The following is a 21805-nucleotide window of genomic DNA, read 5'->3' as shown; positions in this document are numbered from 1 at the left end:
GAGGTTCCCCTCAACTCCCCTTTCCCTTTGGTGAGTTGACCTCGCTTGGATGCAGGAGTCCCATGCCCGACCTGCCGACCCCCCAGGACGACACCGAGGCCGCGCTGTTCTCGGAGTGCTGGGACGCGGTGCTCTCGTACGCGGACCTGTGCACCTCCGGGTCCCTGACGGCCCAGCAACTGGCGACCGAGGCGTTCACGCTCGGCATGCGCGAGGTCCGCGCCGCCGCGCACACCCCCGTGCGCGGCGCAGGCCGGCGTGCCGCACGGCTGCCGACGATCCCGGCGCTCCTCACCGCCGTACGCACCACCGCCGCCGCCTGGGAGGCCGGCGGACAGGGCCACCGGCTCGACCCCGACCTGCGGCTCTGGCTCAACTCCGAGGCCGCCGCGCGCTTCTCGGGGCCGCCGCTCGGACGTCCCGTGGCCCTGCGCGGACTGCGGGACATGCAGGAGGCGGACGCCGCGCTGCTCTGGCTGGCCGAGGTCGAGGCGCTTCCGCTGCCCACCGTGGCCCGCCGGCTCGGCCTGGAACCGGCCACCGTCGCCGACGAACTCGACCAGGTCCGCACCCTGTTCCGGGACCGCTGCCACCGCGCCCACCTCGACTCCCCGATGGACGCGCAGTGCCGCAGCTACGCCCGCCTGCTGGACGCGGTCACCCGTTCGGCCGTCGCCGACACCCCGGGCGACCTCTCCCGGCACCTCGCCACCTGCGTGCGGTGCGCCGAGGCCGCCGCATGCCTGCGCCTGCACGGCGGCGGACTGCCCGCCGCGCTGGCCGGCGGAGTGATCGGCTGGGGCGGCCTCGCCTACCTGGAGCGGCGCTGCCGCGCCACCGAGGTCCGCCTCGGTGCGGGCCGCCCGGGCACCGCCGACCCCGGCGGCCCCGACGAGGGAACGGGCCGCAGCCGGGTGCTGCGCGGCGGGCTCGTCGCCGCCGCGGTCCTGCTGTCGGCGCTGGCGCTCGGCGTGTCGATGATGCCGTTCGGCGGCTCCGGCGACGACACCGCCGCCGCCCAGGACGACCGGCAGCCGGTCGCCGACCCGGACCCGTCCGGCCCGGCACCCCGCCCCACCCGCCCGTCCTCCGCCCCCCGGTCCCCGAGCGCGCCGCAGGACACCCCCCGCCGGAAGAAGCCCGACCCCGAGCCCCAGGGCACCTCCTCCGCCACCCACCGCTCCGGCCCCGCCGGCGCGCCCGCCGCCACCCCGCCGGCCGGCTGCCGGGTCGCCTACGAGCTGGACAGCCAGTGGCCCGACGGCTTCCAGGCCACCGTCTCCGTCACCACCGACAGGGCCCTCAGCGGCTGGCAGCTGTCCTGGACCTTCCGCGACGGCCAGCAGGTCGGCCAGATGTGGGACGCCACCGTCCGGCAGAACGGCTCCCGCGTCACCGCCACCGCCGCCGACTACAACAAGACGGTCGCCGCGCACGGCACCCTGTCCTTCGGCTTCCTCGGCAGCTGGGCGGAGACCAACCGCACCCCGCGCGCCTTCGCCCTCAACGGGGAGCCCTGCACGGCCGGCTGAGCCCCCGCCGGAAAAACCCTTTGACGCACCGGCCCGTCCGCGGGCTACAGTTGCCGGGCACACCGAGGCGGTGTGCGCAGGAGCGAGCGAGGACGAGGAGGTGTCGACCGATGGCTGTCACTGTGCCGGGCGCTGCCCGCATCCAGGAACTCCCCAAGTCCACCTCCGTGGCCACCGGCTGAACCCACCGCGCGCACCGAACGCGCCGGCGCACCCACGCGCCCGACCGGGGCCACCCTTGTGAAGGGTCTCCCTTGACTTCCACCTCCGCTGTGTTCTCCGCACTCGCTCCCTACGGCTGGGACGAGGCATGGGCCGACGCGTTCGCCCCCTACGCGGCCGACGGCCTGCTGCCCGGCCGGGTCGTCCGGGTCGACCGCGGCCAGTGCGACGTCGTCACCGCGGGCGGAACCGTCCGCGCCGACACCGAGTTCGTCGTGCCCCGCGATCCCATGAAGGTCGTGTGCACGGGGGACTGGGTCGCCGTCGACCCCGACGGCGACCCGCGGTACGTCCGCGCCTACCTGCCGCGCCGCACCGCCTTCGTCCGCTCCACCTCCTCCAAGCGGTCCGAGGGGCAGATCCTCGCCGCCAACGTCGACCACGCCGTGGTCGCCGTGTCCCTCGCCCTGGAACTCGACCTCGGCCGCATCGAACGCTTCCTGGCCCTCGCCTGGGAGTCCGGCGCCCAGCCCGTCGTCGTCCTCACCAAGGCGGACCTCGTGCCGGACCCGGTCACCCTCGCCCACCTCGTGCAGGACGTGGAGACCAGCGCGCCCGGCGTGCCCGTGCTCACCGTCAGCGCCCTGCACGGCGAGGGGCTCGACGTGCTCGTGGCCCTCGTCGGCTCCGGTACGAGCGTGCTGCTCGGCCAGTCCGGCGCGGGCAAGTCCACCCTCGCCAACGCGCTCGCCGGCGCCGACGTCATGGACGTGCAGGCGATCCGCGACGTCGACGGCAAGGGGCGGCACACCACGACCACCCGCAACCTGCTCGCCCTGCCCTCCGGAGGGGTCCTCATCGACACCCCCGGGCTGCGGGGCGTCGGCCTCTTCGACGCCGAGGCCGGTGTCGGGCAGGTGTTCTCCGAGATCGAGGAACTGGCCGAGGGATGCCGGTTCCACGACTGCGCGCACGAGACGGAACCGGGATGCGCGGTGCGGGCCGCCGTGGAGAGCGGGGAGCTTCCACGGCGGCGGCTGGAGAGCTACCGGAAGCTGGTGCGCGAGAACCGGTGGATCGTGGCCAAGACCGACGCGCGGGTGCGCGCCGAGATCAAGAAGGACTGGAAGCGGATGGGGGCACTGGGCAAGGCGATGATGGAGGCGAAGCGGGGACGCCGGCCGTAGGCGCCCCGTGCCGGGACGGGCGGCCGGGGCCGCCCGCTCCGGCCGCCCGCTCCTCGCCGTCACGGGCCGGACGGCCGGCCCCTCCGGCCGCCGCCCGTCACCTCCGTGTCCGATTTCCGCTGGCCCGCCCCCCGGCACCCGCCCCACACTGGGACCTGTGAAGGACGAGGACAGCAGGTACGAAGCGGTGCGGAGCCGGGACGGGCGGTTCGACGGCGTGTTCTTCTTCGCCGTCCGGACCACCGGCATCTACTGCCGGCCCAGCTGCCCGGCGGTCACGCCGAAACGGCGCAACGTGCGCTTCTTCGCGACGGCCGCCGCCGCGCAGGGCTCCGGTTTCCGGGCCTGCCGGCGGTGCCGGCCGGACGCCGTGCCGGGCTCCGCGGAGTGGAACGTCCGCGCGGACGTCGTCGGCCGGGCCATGCGGCTGATCGCCGACGGCGTCGTGGACCGCGAGGGCGTCGCCGGGCTCGCCACACGGCTCGGCTACAGCGCCCGGCAGGTCCAGCGGCAGCTCACCGCCGAACTGGGCGCCGGGCCCGTCGCGCTCGCCCGGGCCCAGCGGGCCCACACCGCCCGCGTCCTGCTGCAGACCACCGAACTGCCGGTCACCGAGATCGCGTTCGCCTCCGGGTTCGCCAGCGTGCGGCAGTTCAACGACACCATCAAGGAGGTGTACGCCGCGACGCCGACCGAGCTGCGGGCCGCCGCCCCCGGAGGCCGCTCCGCCCGCCGGGCCGCCCCCGGCACCGCCATCCCGCTCCGGCTCGCCCACCGCGGCCCCTACCAGGCCGCCGCCGTCTTCGACCAGCTCGCGCGCGAGGCCGTACCCGGCGTCGAAGAAGTGACCGGAGCCCTGGGCGCCCGCACCTACCGGCGCACCCTGCGCCTGCCCTACGGCACCGCCCTCGCCGCCGTCCACGAACGCACCCGCGCCCCCCGGACCGGCAGCGGCACCCACCCGGGCGGCTGGCTCGACGCCCGGCTGCACCTCACCGACCCCCGGGACCTCACCACCGCCGTGCAGCGGCTGCGCCGGCTGTTCGACCTGGACGCCGACCCGTACGCGGTCGACGAGCGGCTCGGCGCCGACCCCCGGCTCGCCCCGCTGGTCGCCGCCCGGCCCGGGCTGCGCTCGCCCGGCGCCGTGGACCCGCTGGAACCCGCCGTACGCGCCCTGGCCGGCGATCACGGCGCGGAGGAACTGGTGCGCAGGTACGGCAAGCTGCTCGACGCGCCCCACGGCGGCCTCACCCACCTCTTCCCCGAGCCCGCCGTCCTCGCCGAGGCCGAGCCCCACGGCCCGCTGGGCGCGCTCGCCGCCGCCCTCGCCGACGGCACCGTACGTCTGGACCCGGGCGCCGACCGGCACGACGCCGAGGAGGCCCTGCTCGCCCTGCCCGGCATGGACCCGGCCACCGTCGCCACCCTCCGCGTCCGCGCCCTCGGCGACCCCGACGTCGCCCCGCCCGGCGCCGGCCTCCCCGACGGCTGGCGGCCCTGGCGGTCGTACGCCGTCCAGCACCTGCGCGTGGCGGGCGAACCGGTCCGCTGACCGCCCGCCCCTTCTCCGGGCCGCCGCGCGGCCGTTCACGGCATTGCGCCGAGCGGGTGGACCGCTCCCGGTCCTCCGCCGGCACGGCCCGGCCATGTGGCACGGTCGCCTCCGAGGGCCACGGGGAAGTCCCCGGGCCGGCCTCGGGGAAGGGCGGGCAGACATGGCCAGGTTCGTTCGGGTCCTCGCGGTCCTCCTCCCGGCACTGCTGCCGGGACTCACGGCACCGGCCGTCGCCGAGCCGTCCCCGCCGCCCTGGACCGGCAGTTGGGAGACCGCGCCCTCCGGCACCGCCGCCGCGCTGCCGGGCGCCGCCGTCCGCAACGTCGTCCACCTCAGCGCCGGCGGCACCGCCGTCCGCGTCCGGCTCAGCAACCGGCTCGGCACCCGGCCGCTGCGCCTCGGCGCCGTCACCGTCGCCCTGCGCCGCGCCGCCGGCCCCGACGCCGTCCCCGGCAGCCTGCGCACCGCCACCTTCCACGGCGGACCGGAGACGACCGTCCCGCCGGGCACCGACACGGTCACCGATCCGGTGCCGCTGTCCGCCCCGGACGCGGCCGACCTGCTCGTCACCGTGTACACGCCGGAGGACTCCGGGCCCGCCACCTACCACCGCACCGCCCTCCAAACCAGCTACCTGGCCCGGCCCGGCGCCGGCCGGGCCGCCGACGAGACCGGCGCCGCGTACACGGACACCACCAGCCGCTGGTACTACGTCACCGGTGTCGACGTCCGGGGGCCCGCCACGGGCAGCGTCGTCGCGTTCGGGGACTCGCTCACCGACGGCAACGGCTCCACCCCCGACACCAACCGCCGCTGGCCCGACCGGCTCGCCCAGCGGCTGTCCGGCCGGCGGACCGGCGTCCTCAACGCGGGCGTCGCCGGCAACCGGCTGCTGCGCGACGGCACCGGACCCAGCGCCCTCGCCCGCCTGGACGCCGACGCCCTCGACCGCGCCGGGGTACGGTTCCTCGTCGTCCTGGAGGGCATCAACGACATCAAGGGCGTCCCCGCGGCCGACGACCCCGCCGCCTTCGCGGCCGCCTACCGCACCCTGGTGGCCCGGGCCCACGCCCGCGGCATCCGGGTCGTCGGCGTCACCCTCACCCCGTACCGCGGCTACCCCGCCTGGACCGACGCCGGCGAGGAGGTACGGCAGCGGGTGAACGCCTTCATCCGCACCGGCGGCGCCTTCGACGCGGTCGCCGACGCGGACGCCGTGCTGAGAGACCCGGCCGATCCCGGGCGCATCCTGCCCGCCTACGACCCCGGCGACCATCTGCACTTCAACGACGCCGGCATGGCCGCCGTGGCCGACACGGTCCACCGCGCCCTGACCGCGAACGGCTCCGCCGGCCCCTGGAGCGGCCCGTCCGCACCCCCGACCGCGCCGCGCCCCGCCCCCCGCCGCGCCCGCATCGCCGCGACGACAACGCCGGACGGCTCCCGGCCGTGAGACGCGGTCGCGGCCCAAGCGGACCGCGACCGGCGGCGGGCCTCCCGTCCCACCCGGTCCCGCTCCCGGGCGTGCCGGCCCAGCCGGGCGACGTCACCGGACGGCCCCCCGCGGGGAGTGAGGCCACCCGGCGGTCACCCTCCCTTTCCCGTACGGGAGTTCGCCCCCTCACTCGACACGCCCTTCGGCGCGGCCGATGGGCCCGGATTTTCCTGATGTCCCGTTTTCACACGGCCCGTGCGGTGGACAATCAGAGGCATGAGCCAGCAGGGGGGAAGACCCGCCCGTCGCGAGGACGACTGGTGGGGGCAGTTGTACGACGACTCCACCGAGGACACGGGCGGCACGGCAGCGCCCGATTCCCTGGACGACCGGTTCGCCTCGGCGCGGAGCACGGTGGCGGGGCGGCCCCCGGACACCCCGGAACGGGGCCCGGCCGCGGAACGGGCCCCGGCACGACCGGCCCCGCCCGAGCCGCCGGCGCCTCCCGGACCGGAGCCCGCGAGAGCCGAGGTGCCCCCGCAGCGCACCGCCCCCGACCCACCGCCGTCCCCGGCACCCCCGGTGCCCCCGGCAGCCCCCGGCCGCATCGACGATTCCATCGACTCCGCCGATCCCATCGACTCCGTCGGTTACGTCGGCTCCGGCCCTCCCACCTACGACCCCGAACCCACCGCGCTGCCGCCCGCCGACCCGGACGCGCTCGGTGACCTGGTCGCGGACACCGTGCTGGACGGCGCCCGGTACGGGTCCTGCACCCTGCGGGCCGTCTCCCTGCGCGGGGACTCGCCCCGCTACCGGGGCGAGCCACGCCGGGACGCGCTGCTCACCGCGCGCTTCGGAGCGGGGGAGCAGGCGCTGGTCCTGGTCGCGATGGCGACCGGCGCGCGGGCCACGCCCGGCGCGCACCTGGCGGCGGCCGAGGCGTGCCGGTGGATCGGACGGGCCGTGGGCCGCAGCCACCAGCGGCTCGTGGAGGACCTCCACGCGGCCCGGCGCGGCGACCTCAAGTCCGGCCTGCACCGGCTCACCGACCGCGCCCTCGGCAGGCTCCGCGCGAGCGCCGCCGACCAGGGCCTGGACCCGGAGGAGTACACGGCGAGCCTGCGCTGCCTGCTGCTGCCGGCCGGCCCGGACTGCCGTACCCGCGTGTTCTTCGGCGTCGGCGACGGCGGGCTGTTCCGGCTGCGGGACGGCACCTGGCAGGACATCGAGCCGAGCGTGCCGTCCGACGGCGGCACCGGCGCCCCCGTCGTCGGCTTCGGCTCGCCGCCCGAGCGGACCCCCGAGGGCGACCGGCTGACGATGGACCTCGGCATTCCGAGTCCGCCCAGCCCGTTCGAGCCCGCCGGAGCGGCCCCGGAGCCACCGCGCGAGCCGTTCCGGTTCCGGGCCTCGATAGCCCGCCCGGGTGACGTCCTGGTGATGTGCACGGCGGGCCTCGCCGAGCCGCTGCGCGGCGAGCCCGCCCTCTGCGCCTACCTGGCCCGCCGCTGGTCCTGCCGCACTCCGCCGGGTCTCGCCGCCTTCCTCGCCGACGCCCAGGTACGGGTGAAGGGCTACGCCGACGACCGTACGGTCGCGGCCGTGTGGGAGGCGTGATCCCGGTCCCTGTGCCTGTATGGGGGGTATGGCCAGACAGAACGTAGCCGAGCAGTTCGTCGACATCCTCGTCCGCGCCGGGGTGCGCCGGCTCTACGGTGTCGTCGGCGACAGCCTCAACCCGGTCGTGGACGCCGTGCGCCGCAACGCCGCCATCGACTGGATCCACGTGCGGCACGAGGAGTCCGCCGCCTTCGCGGCCGGTGCGGAGGCCCAGGTCACCGGGAGGCTGGCCGCCTGCGCCGGCTCCTGCGGCCCGGGCAACCTGCACCTGATCAACGGCCTCTACGACGCCCACCGTTCGATGGCCCCGGTGCTCGCGCTCGCCTCCCACATCCCGTCGAGCGAGATCGGCCTCGGCTACTTCCAGGAGACCCACCCGGACCGGCTGTTCCAGGAGTGCAGTCACTACAGCGAGCTGATCTCCAGCCCGAAGCAGATGCCCCGGCTGCTGCAGACCGCCATCCAGCACGCGGTCGGGCGGAGGGGGGTGAGCGTGGTGTCGCTGCCCGGGGACATCGCCGGCGAACCGGCCCCGGAGAAGGCCGCGCAGAGCGCGCTCGTCACCTCCCGGCCCACCGTCCGGCCCGGTGACACCGAGATCGACCGGCTCGTGGAGATGATCGACGCGGCCGGGAAGGTCACCCTGTTCTGCGGCGCGGGCACGGCCGGCGCGCACGCCGAGGTGATGGAGTTCGCGGAGAAGATCAAGTCACCGGTGGGACACGCCCTGCGCGGCAAGGAGTTCATCCAGTACGACAACAGGTTCGACGTCGGCATGAGCGGGCTGCTCGGCTACGGCGCCGCCTACGAGGCCACCCACGAGTGCGATCTGCTGCTCCTGCTCGGCACCGACTTCCCGTACAACGCCTTCCTGCCCGACGACGTGCGGATCGCGCAGGTCGACGTGCGGCCCGAGGTGCTCGGCCGCCGCTCCCGGCTCGACCTGGCCGTGTGGGGCGACGTGCGCGAGACGCTGCGCTGCCTGATCCCGCGGGTGAAGGAGAAGACGAACCGGCGGTTCCTCGACCGGATGCTGAGGAAACACGCGGACGCGCTGGAGGGCGTGGTCAAGGCGTACACCCGGAAGGTCGACAAGCACATCCCGATCCACCCCGAGTACGTGGCCGCCGTACTGGACGAGGTCGCCGACGACGACGCCGTGTTCACCGTCGACACCGGGATGTGCAACGTGTGGGCCGCCCGGTACATCTCGCCCAACGGCCGCCGCAGGATCATCGGTTCGTTCTCGCACGGGTCGATGGCGAACGCGCTCCCGATGGCGATCGGCGCGCAGTTCACCGACCGGCGCCGGCAGGTGGTCTCCATGAGCGGTGACGGGGGATTCTCCATGCTGATGGGGGAGTTCCTCACGCTGGTGCAGTACGACCTGCCGGTCAAGGTGGTCCTCTTCAACAACTCCTCCCTCGGCATGGTCGAGTTGGAGATGCTCGTCGCCGGCCTGCCCTCGTACGGCACCGCCAACACCAACCCCGACTTCGCCGCCGTCGCCCGGGCCTGCGGCGCCCACGGGGTGCGGGTGGAGAAGCCGAAGCAGCTCGCCGGGGCACTCAGGGACGCCTTCCGGCACAAGGGGCCGGCCCTGGTGGACATCGTCACCGACCCCAACGCGCTGTCCATCCCGCCGAGGATCAGCGCCGAGATGGTCACCGGGTTCGCGCTGTCCGCCTCCAAGATCGTGCTGGACGGCGGGGTGGGCCGGATGCTCCAGATGGCCCGCTCCAACCTGCGCAACGTACCCCGGCCGTAGAGGAATGATTTCGGCCAGTTTCACGTCGCGTGACGATGTGACGGCAGCCGGTACCGGAGGTGTCCCGACCGGTGTCGCGGGACGTCGGTGGCGTACAGCGGCGTCCGTGGACCCCGGGACGGGGGCCGGGAGCGGCCGGGCGACCCGGCGGGACCTTGTACGGACATGGCCGAACCACCGGTGATCGGGCATACGCCAGGACTGCCCCGGAGCCCGCTGGGCAAGCATCCCCCGTGAACGTGTTCGACCAGGAGGGACAGGGACCGGCGGCGTGCGGGCGGGGGTCATGAAGAGGCAGGCACGAGGAGGCGGTCCCATGACGGTAGGGGCCTTCTCGGTGACAGCGGGGGAAGAGACCGACACCATCACCGATCACGCGCGGCGCCTAAGGCGCAGGCTCGGCCGGGCCGACCTCAGGGCGGTGCCGGAGGCCCGCCGGGCGCTGCGCGAACTGCTGCGGCACTGGGGCAAACCGGGCCGCTCGGAGATCGCCGAACTGCTCACCAGCGAACTCGTCACCAACGCCCTCGTCCACACCGACGACGACGCCGTCCTCACGGCGGTCGTGGAGGACGGCGGACTGCGCGTGGAGGTACGGGACTTCGTGGCCCGCAGGCCCGAGCTGCGCGTCCCGGGCACGGGCGACGACACCCACGGCCGCGGCCTGATGCTGGTGCAGTCCCTCGCCGACGCCTGGGGCGTACGGTCGCACGGGGTGGGCAAGGCGGTGTGGTTCGAACTCGGCGCCGAGGCGGCGTGAGGCCGGCACCGGCGCGACGGAGGCAGGGCGACGACGGGACGGGGGCGTGACCCGCGCGGTCACGCCCCCGTCCCCGTGCCGCGGTCCCGCCGCGGGTCGGACCCTCAGCCGAACTGCTGCTCCAGGTCCTTGAGCTTGCGCTCCAGGGAGTCCAGGCGCGGCAGGGCCATCGTGTCGTCCTCGGCGGTGAGGTCGACGGTCACCGGTTCAGCCCCGCCGCGGACCGGCTGAAGGGAGGGACGGGCGCGGACGGGCAGCTGCTCCGCGCCGGATATGGCAGGCTCCGCGGTCGCCGGCGCCGGGCCACGTTCCACCTGCACCTCGACCTCGCGGCCGGACCCCCGGCCGACGAAGCCGCGGTGCCCCCGGCTGATCGCCTTGAGCTGGGCGCGCTCCACACGCTGCTGGTCCCGCCGGCGCTGCCGGGCCTCCTCCTTCTGCCGCCTGTCGTCGCGGACCTCCTCGACCGCCTCGTCGAGGCTGCGCACGCCCTCCAGAAGCATCAGCGACCAGGCCCTGTAGGTCTCGCGCGGCGCCCGCACCCAGCGCACGATCCGGATCTGCGGCAGCGGACGCGGCACCAGGCCCTGCTCGCGCAGCGCGGCCCGGCGGGTCTGCTTCAGCGCCCGGTCGAACAGCACCGCCGCCGACAGCGACATGCCGGAGAAGAACTGCGGAGCGCCGGCGTGACCCGCGCCGCGCGGCGCGTGCACCCAGTTGAACCAGGCCGCGGCGGCCGCGAACAGCCAGACCAGCAGCCGCGAGCCGAGGGCGGCGTCGCCGTGACTGGCCTCGCGCACCGCGAGGACGGAACAGAACATCGCCGCGCCGTCCAGGCCGAACGGCACCAGGTACTGCCAGCCGTCGGTCAGCCCGAGATTCTGTTCGCCGAAGCCGACGAGGCCGTGGAAGGACAGGGCTGCCGCGACCGCCGCACAGCAGAACAGGAGCACGTAGGAGGCCGTGCCGTAGACGGCCTCCTTGCGCCTGCGGCGCTCCTCGCTGCGCTCCCACGAGTCGTCCGCGCTCGCGGTCTCCCCGGAGGAGCGCTTGCCGCGCGCGAGCACCGCCACCGCCGCCAGCATCCCCAGGAGCAGTACGGCGCCCGGAAGCAGCCAGTTCAGCGATATGTCGGTCAGTCTCATCAGGGGTCCCTTGCATTGGGATAGGGCGTAACGCCCGCCATAGTGGCCCACTCCCGAGGGGCCTCAGGCGGTTTCGGGGCAAGAGGCCGCCATAGAGGTGCAAGGGGATGCCCGGGACGGCGTTCTGCTCGAACTGCCGCGTGACCGGCGGGAGTTGAGTTCGAATAAGACTACCCGGACGGGTGGTTCCGTGGGAACTTCGTGCGGCACCCGGGGAGAGTGTGACACTCAGGCGGCAGCCGTGGCGGTGAGTCGGGCGATCCGGTCGCCGTCACGGGTGCGCGGGCAGGTGGCGCAGGTGTCCTCCGGGCGGACGGTGTAGAACATGCAGCAGCTCGCCCGGTCCCGGGTGGCGAGCGGCGTGCCGTCCGGCCCGGTCAGGGTGCGGAACCCGGCGGCACCGGCGTAGGGGCGGGTCGGCCCGGGCAGCAGCAGTTCCAGTTCCCGCACGGCCCGCTCCGCCTCCCGCTCGCCGAACAGCCCGGCCACGTACCACAGCCCCTCGACGACCTCGTCGGTCGCCATGCCCCACAGCGCGCGTCCGCGCCGCCGCATCCGCGGCCCGAACGCGGCGAGCACCGGCTCCAGGTGCTCGGCCACGGCCGCCCGCACCTCGGCCCGCAGCGCCTCCTCGTCCGGTACGACGACGGTGCCGGGCAGCGCGGCGGCGGGGTCGCCCGGCAGGCAGGCGAGGGAGACGGGGCGGCGCACGGCCATCCGGCCGGCCGTGCGGTCGTAACGGACGTGGGTCACGGGCAGCCGGGGGACCCGGCGGTGCAGGAACCACGGGACCGTGAACAGCAGGCAGGCCGGCCAGGCGTAGCGGTGCAGGCCCAGGCTCGCGACGACGTCCGGGCGGGCGGGCCGCCCGTGGTCGCGCACCACCTGGGCGGCGTCCCAGGCCAGGAAGGCGTCCAGCTCCGCGCCGCCCGCGGCGAGCCCGTCGGCGCCCACCCAGCCCCCGCCCGCGGGCATCGGCTCGTCCGGGCCCCGCTCGGTCACGGTCAGGCCCGGGAAGGCCGCGCCGAGGCGGTCGTACGCGGCGGAGAGCGGCGAGGCCGCAGCGGGCATGACGGGATCACCGGTCCTCGGACGCGTCCGCGATCACGGACTGGACTACACAGGTAAGCCTCACCTTACCCACGATCGTGGGAATTTGAACTGTCGCCCGGTGCGCCTAAGGTGCTTGACGGACGAGCGACAACCCGTCGTTAATGACCCCAAGTACCGACAAGCCGCCAGGAGGACCCGTGAAGCAGGGCGCGCAGGGCCCCCCGGGCACTCCGGTCGCCACCCGGGCGCCGGAGCGGCAGCGGCCCGCGGGCGGCGCGGAGTGCGGCCGGGAGCGGGACGCCGGGCCGCCGGACGCGGCACGCGGTGAGCACACCCACGGCGAGCGGCCGGTCCCCGGGCCGCGGGCCGTGGTACAGCGCTCCTCGGTGCGCGGGCAGATCCTCGACGCGCTGCGCACGGCGCTCGTCACCGGCGAACTGAAGCCCGGGGAGGTCTACTCGGCACCGGTGCTGGGCGAGCGCTTCGGCGTCTCGGCCACGCCCGTGCGGGAGGCCATGCAGCAGCTGGCCCAGGAGGGCGCCGTCGAGGTCGTGCCCAACCGGGGCTTCCGGGTGGTCGAGCGCGGGGCGCGGGAGCTGGCCGAGCTGGCCGAGGTGCGCGCGCTCATCGAGGTGCCGGTGATGCTGCGGCTCGCCCGCACGGTGCCGGCCGAGCGGTGGTCCGAGCTGCGGCCGTTCGCGCAGGAGACGGTCCGCGCCGCCGCCTCCGGCTGCCCGGCGGCGTACGCCGAGTCCGACCGCGCCTTCCACCGCGCACTGCTCGCCCTCGCGGGCAACGAGCAGCTGGTCCGCATCGCCGAGGACCTGCACCGCCGGTCCCAGTGGCCGCCGGTACGGCGGGGCCGGGCCGAGCTGCTCGCCGACGCGGCGGAACACCTGGCTCTGCTGGACGCGTTGGCGGCCGGGGACGCGGACGTGGTGCGGGCCCTGGTCGGGGAGCACTTCGCCGGCGCGAACTGACGGCCGGCCGCGGCCCCGGCGCCGGAAGGCGCCCCGGAGGCACGCGGGGAACCGCGTGCCCCCCGCACCCGGACTCGGCGACGAAAGCGGCGGCCCGTCCCCCTACGCCGTCGCCGCCCCCGGTGCGGGCGGTGCCAGCTGTCTCGCCAGCCAGGTGGGCACCCCGCCCAGCAACCGGAAGAGCCGGCGGGCCTCCTCGCGCAGCCGGGACGCCTCCGGCTCCTCCTCCGTGTCCGCCAGCGAGGCCAGTGCCGGCGCCGTGCCGACCAGATAGCCCAACTCCTCCCGGATCCGCAGGGATTCGGCGAAGCCGTGCCGCGCCTCGGTCAGCTCGCCGTCCCGGAGGGCAAGGCCCGCCAGGTGCCGCCAGGTGAAGGACAGCAGCAGCTCGTCGCCGTGCGCGGCGGCGCCGGCGTGGGCACGGCGGAACGCGGCGCGGGCCGCCTGCGGGGCGCCCGCCAGGTTCTGGGCCACCAACCCGCGCCGGAAGTCCAGCAGGGCCCGCCCCGCCGCCCCCGGAGGGATCAGCGCCGCCGCCCGGCCCAGCGCGGCCCGCGCCTCGTCGGCCCGGTCGCGGACCTGGAGCAGCGTGGCCGCGTACGCCAGATAGCCCCGCTCGCACGCGGCGGCGCCCCGCTCCTCGTCGCTGTGCGCCAGCGCCTCCGCCGTCCGCAGCGCGTCCTCCGCCTCCTCCCAGCCCCGCTCGGTGTACAGACACCGCTCGGCCAGCAGGGCGGCCCGCTGCAACGCCGGATCGGGCCGGTCGGCGGGCAGCAGGGCCGCCGCGTCGGCCCAGCAGGCCCGGCTGCGCAACCGCCATACCGCGGTCTGGAGCGGATCGTCACCGGTGGTTCCGTTACCAGACATGGCGGTATACGCCACGTTGCCCTCCCCGAGCGCGCCATCGAGCTGTTGAGTGGTGGCGGCATTCCAGCACCAATCGCGGGGCCCGGCCAAGAGGGCGGGTGAAAGAATTCACAAAGTCGTGGGACGCGGGCGTGACCGGGTTCGGCCGCCGCACGCCCCCGCTGACCTCAGCTCATGCGCAGGGCCAGGAAGAAGTCCAGCTTGTCCTCCAGGCGGGACAGGTCCCGTCCCGTCAACTGCTCGATCCGGCCCACCCGGTAGCGCAGCGTGTTGACGTGCAGGTGCAGCCGGGTCGCGCAGCGGGTCCAGGAGCCGTCGGAGTCGAGGAACGCCTCCAGGGTCGGTATCAGCTCGGCCCGGTGCCGGCGGTCGTAGTCCTTCAGGGGGTCCAGCAGCCGGGCCGTGAACGCGCGGCGCACGTCGTCCGGGACGAAGGGCAGCAGCAGGACATGGCTGGCCAGCTCCTGGTGGCCGGCCGCGCAGACCCGGCCGGAGCGGGCGGCGGCGACCCGGCGGGCGTGCCGGGCCTCCTCCAGGGCGCCGCGCAGGCCCTCCGCCGAGTGCACGGCCGCGCTGACCCCGAGGGTGAGCCGGCCGTCATCGTCCAGACCCGCCGACAGCGGCTCCCGGACCGACCGCAGCAGGGCGTCGGCGAGCAGCCCGGTGTCCGAGCCGTCGTGCTCGGCGGCGACCGCGGGCAGCGGCACCAGGGCGATCGCCTCGCCGCCGGAGTGCGCGACGGCGATCCGGTCGGAGGGCTCGGGGCCGGTCGCCTGCGGGTCGACCAGCATCTCCTCCAGCAGGGACTGGGCGACCGGACCGCCGTCGACCTCGTCCCCGTCCCACTCCACGCGGGCCACCACGACCTGCCAGTGCGGGGCCGCCCCGAGCCCGGGCAGCAGCACCGGCGCCGCCACCCGCAGCCGGGCGGCGATCTCGGCGGGCGCGGCGCCCGTCTGCACCAGCTCCAGCACCTCCTGGGCCAGCCGGCGCCGGACCGTGCGGGCCGCGTCCCGGCGGTCCCGCTCGACGGCGATCAGCTGGGTGACGCCCTGCAGCAGGTCCAGGCGCTCCCCGGGCCAGTCGCCCGCGTCCGCCTCCACGGCCATCAGCCAGTCCGACAGGACGGTCTCGCGCACATCGCGGGAGGCCTGCGGGGAGCGGCCGGAGGAGCGGATCGGGAACAGGGAGTACGTGCTGCCGTGCAGCTGGACCCGGTGGGGGCCGCGGCGGCCGGTGCGGGTGGCCGCCAGGTGCTCGGCGGCGAGCCTCGCGCAGGTCTCCGCGGGCAGCGCCGGCCCCGCCTCCTTGGAACCGGCGATCAGCCGGCCGGTGGGGGAGAGCACCCAGGCGCGCAGGTCCAGGTCGGAGCCGAGCAGGTCCAGGACCACGTCCGGGCCGCCGCCCGCGGGGCCGGAGGTCATCATCCGCCGGTGCCGGTCCACCACGGCCGCCAGATCGCCGGCGCGCTCCCCGGAGACCTGCCGGACGACGTGCTCGGTGATCGTCGCGAACGCCACCGACTCGTGCACCGCGAACAGCGGCAGCCGGTGCCGGGCGCAGGCCAGCACCAGGTCTTCCGGCACATCGCCCAGCTCGGCCTCGCCGGCCGCGAGGGCCGCCACCCCGGCCTGCGCCAGGATGCGGACGAACGGCTCGGAGTCGGCGGAGTCCCGGCGCCAGGCCAGGCCGGTCAGCACCAGCTCGCCACCGGACAGGTAGCGGCTCGGGTCGCGCAGGTCGGTGGTCATGACCCCGCGTACCGAGCGGTCCAGCTCGTCCTCGCCGCCGAGCAGCCGCAGGCCCAGCGCGTCGGTGTCCAGCAGTGCGCGCAGCCGCATCTCGTCGCCGCCGTTCTTTGTCTCGAAATCTACGATGGATCTTGGAGAGGGGCCGGCAGGGGGCCCGGTGAGGGGCCGCACCGGCCGGAAACCGGGCCCGTCGTGCCGTTACCTGCGTTTCCCCAGGAAAACGGAGAGGTTGCCGATGACCTCCGTTCATACGAATCTACAAGATGCTCCGCCTGGCCAGCGAACTCCTTCATGGTTTCGGTGACTGACCCCGCCGGAGCACAGAGCGGTGTACTGAGTCCACTCCGCGTTAACAGCACATGAACGAGCCGGGCCCGCCGCACACGGATTGGCTCAATCTGTACGACTCACGAGACGAAGAAGAGAGCCGGTCATGGACTTCCTTCGCCCCGCCAGCTGGGAGGAGGCGCTCGCCGCGAAGGCCGAGCACCCCACCGCTGTGCCGATTGCGGGTGGCACCGATGTGATGGTCGAGATCAACTTCGACCACCGCCGGCCCGAGTACCTCCTCGACCTCAACCGCGTCGGCGACCTCTCCGAGTGGGAGGTCGGCGAGGACACCGTACGGCTGGGTGCCTCCGTCCCGTACACCAAGATCATGGAGAACCTGCGGGCCGAGCTGCCGGGCCTCGCGCTCGCCTCGCACACGGTCGCCTCCCCGCAGATCCGCAACCGCGGCGGCGTCGGCGGCAACCTCGGCACGGCCTCGCCCGCCGGTGACGCCCACCCCGCCCTCCTCGCGGCCGGCGCCGAGGTCGAGGTGGAGTCGGCGGCCCGCGGCACCCGCCTCATCCCGATCGACGCGTTCTACACGGGCGTCAAGCGCAACGCCCTCCAGCCCGACGAACTGATCCGCGCCGTGCACGTCAGGAAGGCCGACGGCCCGCAGCAGTACTCGAAGGTCGGCACCCGCAACGCCATGGTCATCGCCGTGTGCGCCTTCGGGCTCGCCCTGCACCCCGAGACCCGTACCGTCCGGACCGGCATCGGCTCGGCGGCCCCCACCCCCGTACGGGCCAAGGCCGCCGAGGAGTTCCTGAACGCGGCCCTGGAAGAGGGCGGCTTCTGGGACAGCGGGAAGATCGTCACCCCGTCGGTCGCCAAGCAGTTCGCGGATCTGTGCGCGGCCGCCTGCAACCCGATCGACGACGTGCGGGGCACCGCCGGCTACCGCCGGCACGCGGTGGGCGTCATGGCCCGCCGGACGCTGACCTGGACCTGGGAGTCGTACCGCGGCGCCCGCCGTACCACCGAGGGAGCTGCGTGATGCGCGTCAACTTCACCGTCAACGGACGCCCGCAGGAGGCCGACGACGTCTGGGAGGGCGAGTCCCTGCTGTACGTCCTGCGCGAGCGCCTCGGCCTGCCGGGCTCCAAGAACGCCTGCGAGCAGGGCGAGTGCGGCTCCTGCACCGTGCGCCTGGACGGCGTGCCCGTCTGCTCCTGCCTGGTCGCGGCCGGCCAGGTCGAGGGCCGGGACGTCGTGACCGTCGAGGGGCTGGCGGACTTCGCCAAGCAGCGCGCCGAGGGCGGGTGCGCCACCGGCGCCTGCGGTGGCACGAGCCTGGACGAGGCCAAGGGCTGGAAGGCCAAGGGCACCGACTCGCAGACCGGCGAGGGCACCGAACTGAGCCCCGTCCAGCAGGCGTTCATCGACGCCGGCGCCGTCCAGTGCGGCTTCTGCACCCCGGGCCTGCTCGTCGCCTCCGACGAGCTGCTGGAGCGCAACCCGAACCCGACCGACGCCGACATCCGCGAGGCGCTGTCGGGCAACCTGTGCCGCTGCACGGGCTACGAGAAGATCATGGACGCGGTCCGCCTGGCGGCCGCCCGCCAGTCCGAGGGGGTCTGACCATGCCGGCCAACGGCGCTCCTACGAAGATCACGCAGGGCTACCGCACCAAGGGCGGCATCGGAGAGTCCACGCTCCGCCCGGACGGCACCCTCAAGGTCACCGGCGAGTTCGCGTACTCGTCCGACATGTGGCACGAGGACATGCTGTGGGGGCAGATCCTGCGCTCCACCGTCGCCCACGCCGAGATCGTGTCGATCGACACCTCCGAGGCCCTCGCCACGCCGGGCGTGTACGCCGTCATGACGTACGACGACCTGCCCACCGAGGTGAAGAACTACGGCCTGGAGATCCAGGACACCCCGGTCCTCGCGCACGGCAAGGTGCGCCACCACGGCGAGCCCGTGGCGATCGTCGCCGCCGACCACCCGGAGACGGCCCGCCGCGCCGCCGCCAAGATCAAGGTCGACTACCGCGAACTCCCGGTCGTCACCGACGAGGCCTCCGCGACCGCGCCGGACGCGATCCTCGTCCACGAGGACCGCGACGACCACCACAGCGGACACGTCCCGCACCCGAACATCGTGCACCGCCAGCCGATCATCCGCGGCAACGTGGAAGAGGCGCGCAGGCGGGCCGACGTGATCGTCGAGGGCGAGTACACCTTCGGCATGCAGGACCAGGCCTTCCTCGGCCCCGAGTCCGGCCTCGCCGTCCCCGAGGAGGACGGCGGCGTCCACCTCTACATCGCCACCCAGTGGCTCCACTCCGACCTGCGCCAGATCGCGCCCGTCCTCGGACTGCCCGAGGAGAAGGTACGCATGACGCTGGCCGGCGTCGGCGGCGCCTTCGGCGGCCGCGAGGACCTGTCGATGCAGATCCACGCCTGTCTGCTGGCGCTGCGCACCGGCAAGCCGGTGAAGATCGTCTACAACCGGTTCGAGTCCTTCTTCGGACACGTCCACCGGCACCCGGCCAAGCTGTACTACGAGCACGGCGCCACCAAGGACGGCAAGCTCACGCACATGAAGTGCCGGATCGTCCTGGACGGCGGCGCCTACGCCTCCGCCTCCCCGGCGGTCGTCGGCAACGCCTCCTCGCTGAGCGTCGGCCCGTACGTGATCGACGACGTCGACATCGAGGCCATCGCCCTCTACACCAACAACCCGCCCTGCGGCGCCATGCGCGGCTTCGGCGCGGTCCAGGCGTGCTTCGCCTACGAGGCACAGATGGACAAGCTGGCGAAGAAGCTGGGCATGGACCCGGTGGAGTTCCGGCAGCTGAACGCGATGGAGCAGGGCACGATCATGCCGACGGGCCAGCCCGTCGACTCGCCCGCCCCCGTCGCCGACCTGCTGCGCCGCGTCAAGGCGATGCCGCTGCCGCCCGAGCGCCAGTGGGAGTCCAGCGAGGGCGCCGACGTACGGCAGCTGCCCGGCGGTCTGTCCAACACCACGCACGGCGAGGGCGTCGTACGCGGTGTCGGCTACGCGGTCGGCATCAAGAACGTCGGCTTCTCCGAGGGCTTCGACGACTACTCCACCGCGAAGGTGCGCATGGAGGTCGTGGGCGGCGAGCCCGTCGCCACCGTGCACACCGCCATGGCGGAGGTCGGCCAGGGCGGTGTCACCGTCCACGCCCAGATCGCCCGCACGGAGCTGGGCGTCACCCAGGTCACCATCCACCCGGCCGACACCCAGGTCGGTTCCGCGGGCTCCACCTCGGCCTCCCGGCAGACCTACGTCACCGGCGGCGCCGTGAAGAACGCCTGCGAGATCGTCCGGGAGAAGGTCCTGGAGATCGGCCGGCGCAAGTTCGGCTCCTACCACCCGGCCTGGGCGACCGCCGAGCTCCTGCTGGAGGGCGGCAAGGTCGTCACCGACGGCGGCGAGGTCCTCGCCGACCTGGCCGACGTCCTGGAGGGCGAGGCCGTGGAGGTCGAGGAGGAATGGCGGCACCGGCCGACCGAGGCCTTCGACCTGCGCACCGGCCAGGGCAACGGACACGTCCAGTACTCCTTCGCCGCCCACCGCGCGGTGGTCGAGGTCGACACCGAGCTCGGCCTGGTGAAGGTCGTCGAACTGGCCTGCGCCCAGGACGTCGGCAAGGCGCTCAACCCGCTGTCCGTCATCGGCCAGATCCAGGGCGGTACCACCCAGGGCCTGGGCGTCGCCGTGATGGAGGAGATCATCGTCGACCCCAAGACGGCGAAGGTCAGGAACCCCTCCTTCACGGACTACCTGATCCCCACCATCCTCGACACGCCGACCATCCCGGTCGACGTGCTCGAACTCGCCGACGAGCACGCCCCCTACGGGCTGCGCGGCATCGGCGAGGCGCCGACCCTGTCGTCCACCCCGGCCGTCCTCGCGGCGATCCGGAACGCGACCGGGCTGGAGCTCAACCGCACCCCCGTACGGCCCGAGCACCTCACCGGCACCGCGTAGCACCCCCACAGCTCCCCGGGCGGCGCAGGGAACGTCACACACTCCACGCGCCGCCCGGGGGAACCCCTCTTTGAGTTCCGCTCCGCTCGCGGTCCTTGAAGTACCAGAAAACGTTCGTCTCGGGCCGTCCCCCGGGTCGTCCATTCCCCAAATCCCGTACCCCACAGGGAAGTCGTACGGGTGCCCCTTTGAACCTTGGGAGATGGCACCATGACCCAGCAGTCAGTGGAGCCCAGGACCGCAGCGGAGGACGCCGGCGAAGGCAGCCGCGTCCCGGCGGGACGGTCCTGGCTCGACCGGTACTTCCACATATCCAGAAGAGGATCCACGGTCGCGCGTGAGGTGCGCGGCGGCATCACCACCTTCATGGCGATGGCGTACATCCTCCTGCTCAACCCCCTCATCCTGTCCGGCAAGGACGCGGCGGGGGACACGCTCGGCCAGAAGGCGCTGATCACCGCGACCGCGTTCGCGGCGGCCTTCACCACGCTGCTGATGGGTTTCGTCGGCAAGGTGCCGCTCGCCCTCGCCGCCGGCCTCTCCGTCTCCGGCGTCCTGTCCTCGCAGGTCGCCCCCCACATGACCTGGCCGCAGGCCATGGGCATGTGCGTGATGTACGGCGTGGTCATCATGCTGCTGGTCGTCACCGGCCTGCGTGAGATGATCATGAACGCGATCCCGCTCGCGCTCAAGCACGGGATCACCATGGGCATCGGCCTGTTCATCGCCCTGATCGGCTTCTACAAGTCCGGCTTCGTGCACCAGGGCAAGGCCACCCCGCTCAGTCTCGGCCCGGCCGGTGAACTCGCCGGCTGGCCGGTGCTGCTCTTCGCCGGCACCCTGCTGCTGATCTTCATGCTGCAGGCCCGGAACGTCCCCGGCGCCATCCTCATCGGCATCGTCTCCGGAACCGTCGCCGCCGCCGTCCTCAACGGGCTCGGCGTCATCGACACCGGTCAATGGGCCAACGGCGCACCCGAGCTGCACGGCGGCGCGGTCTCGATGCCCGACTTCTCGCTCTTCGGCCACGTCGAGTTCGGCGGCTGGGGCAAGGTCGGCGCGATGACGATCGGCATGATCGTCTTCACCCTCGTGCTCGCCGGGTTCTTCGACGCGATGGCCACCATCATCGGCGTCGGCACCGAGGCCGAACTCGCCGACGACAAGGGCCGCATGCCGGGCCTGTCCAAGGCGCTGTTCATCGACGGCGCCGGCGGCGCGATCGGCGGCGTGGCGGGCGGCTCCGGCCAGACCGTGTTCATCGAGTCGGCGACCGGCGTCGGCGAAGGCGCCCGCACCGGCCTCGCCTCCGTCGTCACCGGACTGTTCTTCGCGGCCTGCCTGTTCTTCACCCCGGTCACCGCGATCGTCCCGCAGGAGGTCGCCTCCGCCGCCCTGGTCGTCATCGGCGCGATGATGCTGATGAACGCCCGGCACGTGGACTGGGCCGACCGCGCGACCGCCATCCCGGTCTTCCTGACCGTCGTCCTGATGCCGTTCACCTACACCATCACCACCGGTGTCGCCGCGGGCGTCATCTCCTACGTCGCCATCAAGGCGGCCCAGGGCAAGGCCCGCGAGATCGGCGCCTTCATGTGGGGCCTGACGGTCGTCTTCCTGGTCTACTTCGCCCTCCATCCGATCGAGACCTGGCTGGGCGTCCACTAGCCGCCCGCCCCCCGATCC

Annotated in this window: 16 protein-coding genes; 12 read left to right on the top strand and 4 right to left on the bottom strand. The window is 74.1% G+C overall.

The annotated features are described in order from the left end of the window. Positions 1-62: 62 nt before the first annotated feature. From ACZ4VF_RS05680 to ACZ4VF_RS05650, 7 genes are all read left to right on the top strand, one after another. On the top strand, positions 63-1532 hold the full coding sequence (locus ACZ4VF_RS05680) for a cellulose binding domain-containing protein (protein WP_467923348.1): 1470 nt from the start codon (positions 63-65) through the stop codon (positions 1530-1532). A 254-nt stretch (positions 1533-1786) separates the two neighbouring features. After that, positions 1787-2881, top strand: coding sequence for a ribosome small subunit-dependent GTPase A (rsgA, locus tag ACZ4VF_RS05675; protein ID WP_467923347.1), 1095 nt, complete (start codon positions 1787-1789; stop codon positions 2879-2881). A 157-nt stretch (positions 2882-3038) separates the two neighbouring features. Next, positions 3039-4436 carry a DNA-3-methyladenine glycosylase 2 family protein gene (locus tag ACZ4VF_RS05670; RefSeq protein ID WP_467923346.1) on the top strand — a complete coding sequence of 466 codons (1398 nt, stop codon included), beginning with the start codon at positions 3039-3041 and terminating at the stop codon, positions 4434-4436. A gap of 163 nt (positions 4437-4599) precedes the next feature. Further along, entirely contained in the window at positions 4600-5892 is a 1293-nt protein-coding gene (locus tag ACZ4VF_RS05665) for an SGNH/GDSL hydrolase family protein (protein WP_467923345.1), read from the top strand. Positions 5893-6150: 258 nt separating this feature from the next. Next, on the top strand, positions 6151-7494 hold the full coding sequence (locus ACZ4VF_RS05660) for a protein phosphatase 2C domain-containing protein (RefSeq protein WP_467923344.1): 1344 nt from the start codon (positions 6151-6153) through the stop codon (positions 7492-7494). 28 nt (positions 7495-7522) lie between these two features. Beyond that, positions 7523-9265: a pyruvate dehydrogenase gene (locus ACZ4VF_RS05655; protein ID WP_467923343.1), complete on the top strand. Its 1743-nt coding sequence runs from the start codon at positions 7523-7525 to the stop codon at positions 9263-9265. A 316-nt stretch (positions 9266-9581) separates the two neighbouring features. Further along, positions 9582-10025 (top strand): ATP-binding protein, encoded by a 444-nt coding sequence (locus ACZ4VF_RS05650; protein ID WP_467923342.1) that lies wholly within the window; start codon positions 9582-9584, stop codon positions 10023-10025. A 104-nt stretch (positions 10026-10129) separates the two neighbouring features. Here ACZ4VF_RS05650 and ACZ4VF_RS05645 read toward each other — a convergent pair whose 3' ends face one another. Further along, complete coding sequence (locus ACZ4VF_RS05645; protein ID WP_467923341.1) at positions 10130-11170, bottom strand: DUF2637 domain-containing protein; 1041 nt, start codon at positions 11168-11170, stop codon at positions 10130-10132. A gap of 228 nt (positions 11171-11398) precedes the next feature. Next, positions 11399-12241, bottom strand: coding sequence for a (2Fe-2S)-binding protein (locus tag ACZ4VF_RS05640; RefSeq protein ID WP_467923340.1), 843 nt, complete (start codon positions 12239-12241; stop codon positions 11399-11401). A 179-nt stretch (positions 12242-12420) separates the two neighbouring features. Between ACZ4VF_RS05640 and ACZ4VF_RS05635 the strand changes: the two genes are divergently transcribed. After that, entirely contained in the window at positions 12421-13203 is a 783-nt protein-coding gene (locus tag ACZ4VF_RS05635; protein ID WP_467923339.1) for a GntR family transcriptional regulator, read from the top strand. A gap of 102 nt (positions 13204-13305) precedes the next feature. Here ACZ4VF_RS05635 and ACZ4VF_RS05630 read toward each other — a convergent pair whose 3' ends face one another. Together ACZ4VF_RS05630 and ACZ4VF_RS05625 are read right to left on the bottom strand one after the other, a co-directional pair. After that, positions 13306-14070, bottom strand: a complete 765-nt coding sequence (locus ACZ4VF_RS05630) for a hypothetical protein (RefSeq protein WP_467923338.1) — start codon at positions 14068-14070, stop codon at positions 13306-13308. A 167-nt stretch (positions 14071-14237) separates the two neighbouring features. Next, entirely contained in the window at positions 14238-15911 is a 1674-nt protein-coding gene (locus tag ACZ4VF_RS05625; RefSeq protein ID WP_467923337.1) for a PucR family transcriptional regulator, read from the bottom strand. 343 nt (positions 15912-16254) lie between these two features. On the opposite strand from ACZ4VF_RS05625, the gene ACZ4VF_RS05620 reads away from it, so the two are divergent. The 4 genes from ACZ4VF_RS05620 to ACZ4VF_RS05605 all read left to right on the top strand — a co-directional run bounded on the left by ACZ4VF_RS05620 (position 16255) and on the right by ACZ4VF_RS05605 (position 21787). Beyond that, positions 16255-17148 (top strand): FAD binding domain-containing protein, encoded by an 894-nt coding sequence (locus ACZ4VF_RS05620; protein ID WP_467923336.1) that lies wholly within the window; start codon positions 16255-16257, stop codon positions 17146-17148. Continuing rightward, positions 17148-17732 (top strand): (2Fe-2S)-binding protein, encoded by a 585-nt coding sequence (locus ACZ4VF_RS05615; RefSeq protein WP_467923335.1) that lies wholly within the window; start codon positions 17148-17150, stop codon positions 17730-17732. Before ACZ4VF_RS05620 ends, ACZ4VF_RS05615 begins: the two co-directional genes overlap by 1 nt. A 2-nt stretch (positions 17733-17734) precedes the next feature. Beyond that, complete coding sequence (locus tag ACZ4VF_RS05610) at positions 17735-20119, top strand: xanthine dehydrogenase family protein molybdopterin-binding subunit (RefSeq protein WP_467923334.1); 2385 nt, start codon at positions 17735-17737, stop codon at positions 20117-20119. A gap of 210 nt (positions 20120-20329) precedes the next feature. Continuing rightward, on the top strand, positions 20330-21787 hold the full coding sequence (locus ACZ4VF_RS05605) for an NCS2 family permease (protein WP_467923333.1): 1458 nt from the start codon (positions 20330-20332) through the stop codon (positions 21785-21787). Positions 21788-21805: the final 18 nt, after the last annotated feature.

The organism is Streptomyces sp. NPDC029151 (genome assembly GCF_055564315.1).
The sequence above is the reverse complement of the archived record's forward strand: the minus strand, read 5'-3'. Positions and strand labels throughout refer to the sequence as shown.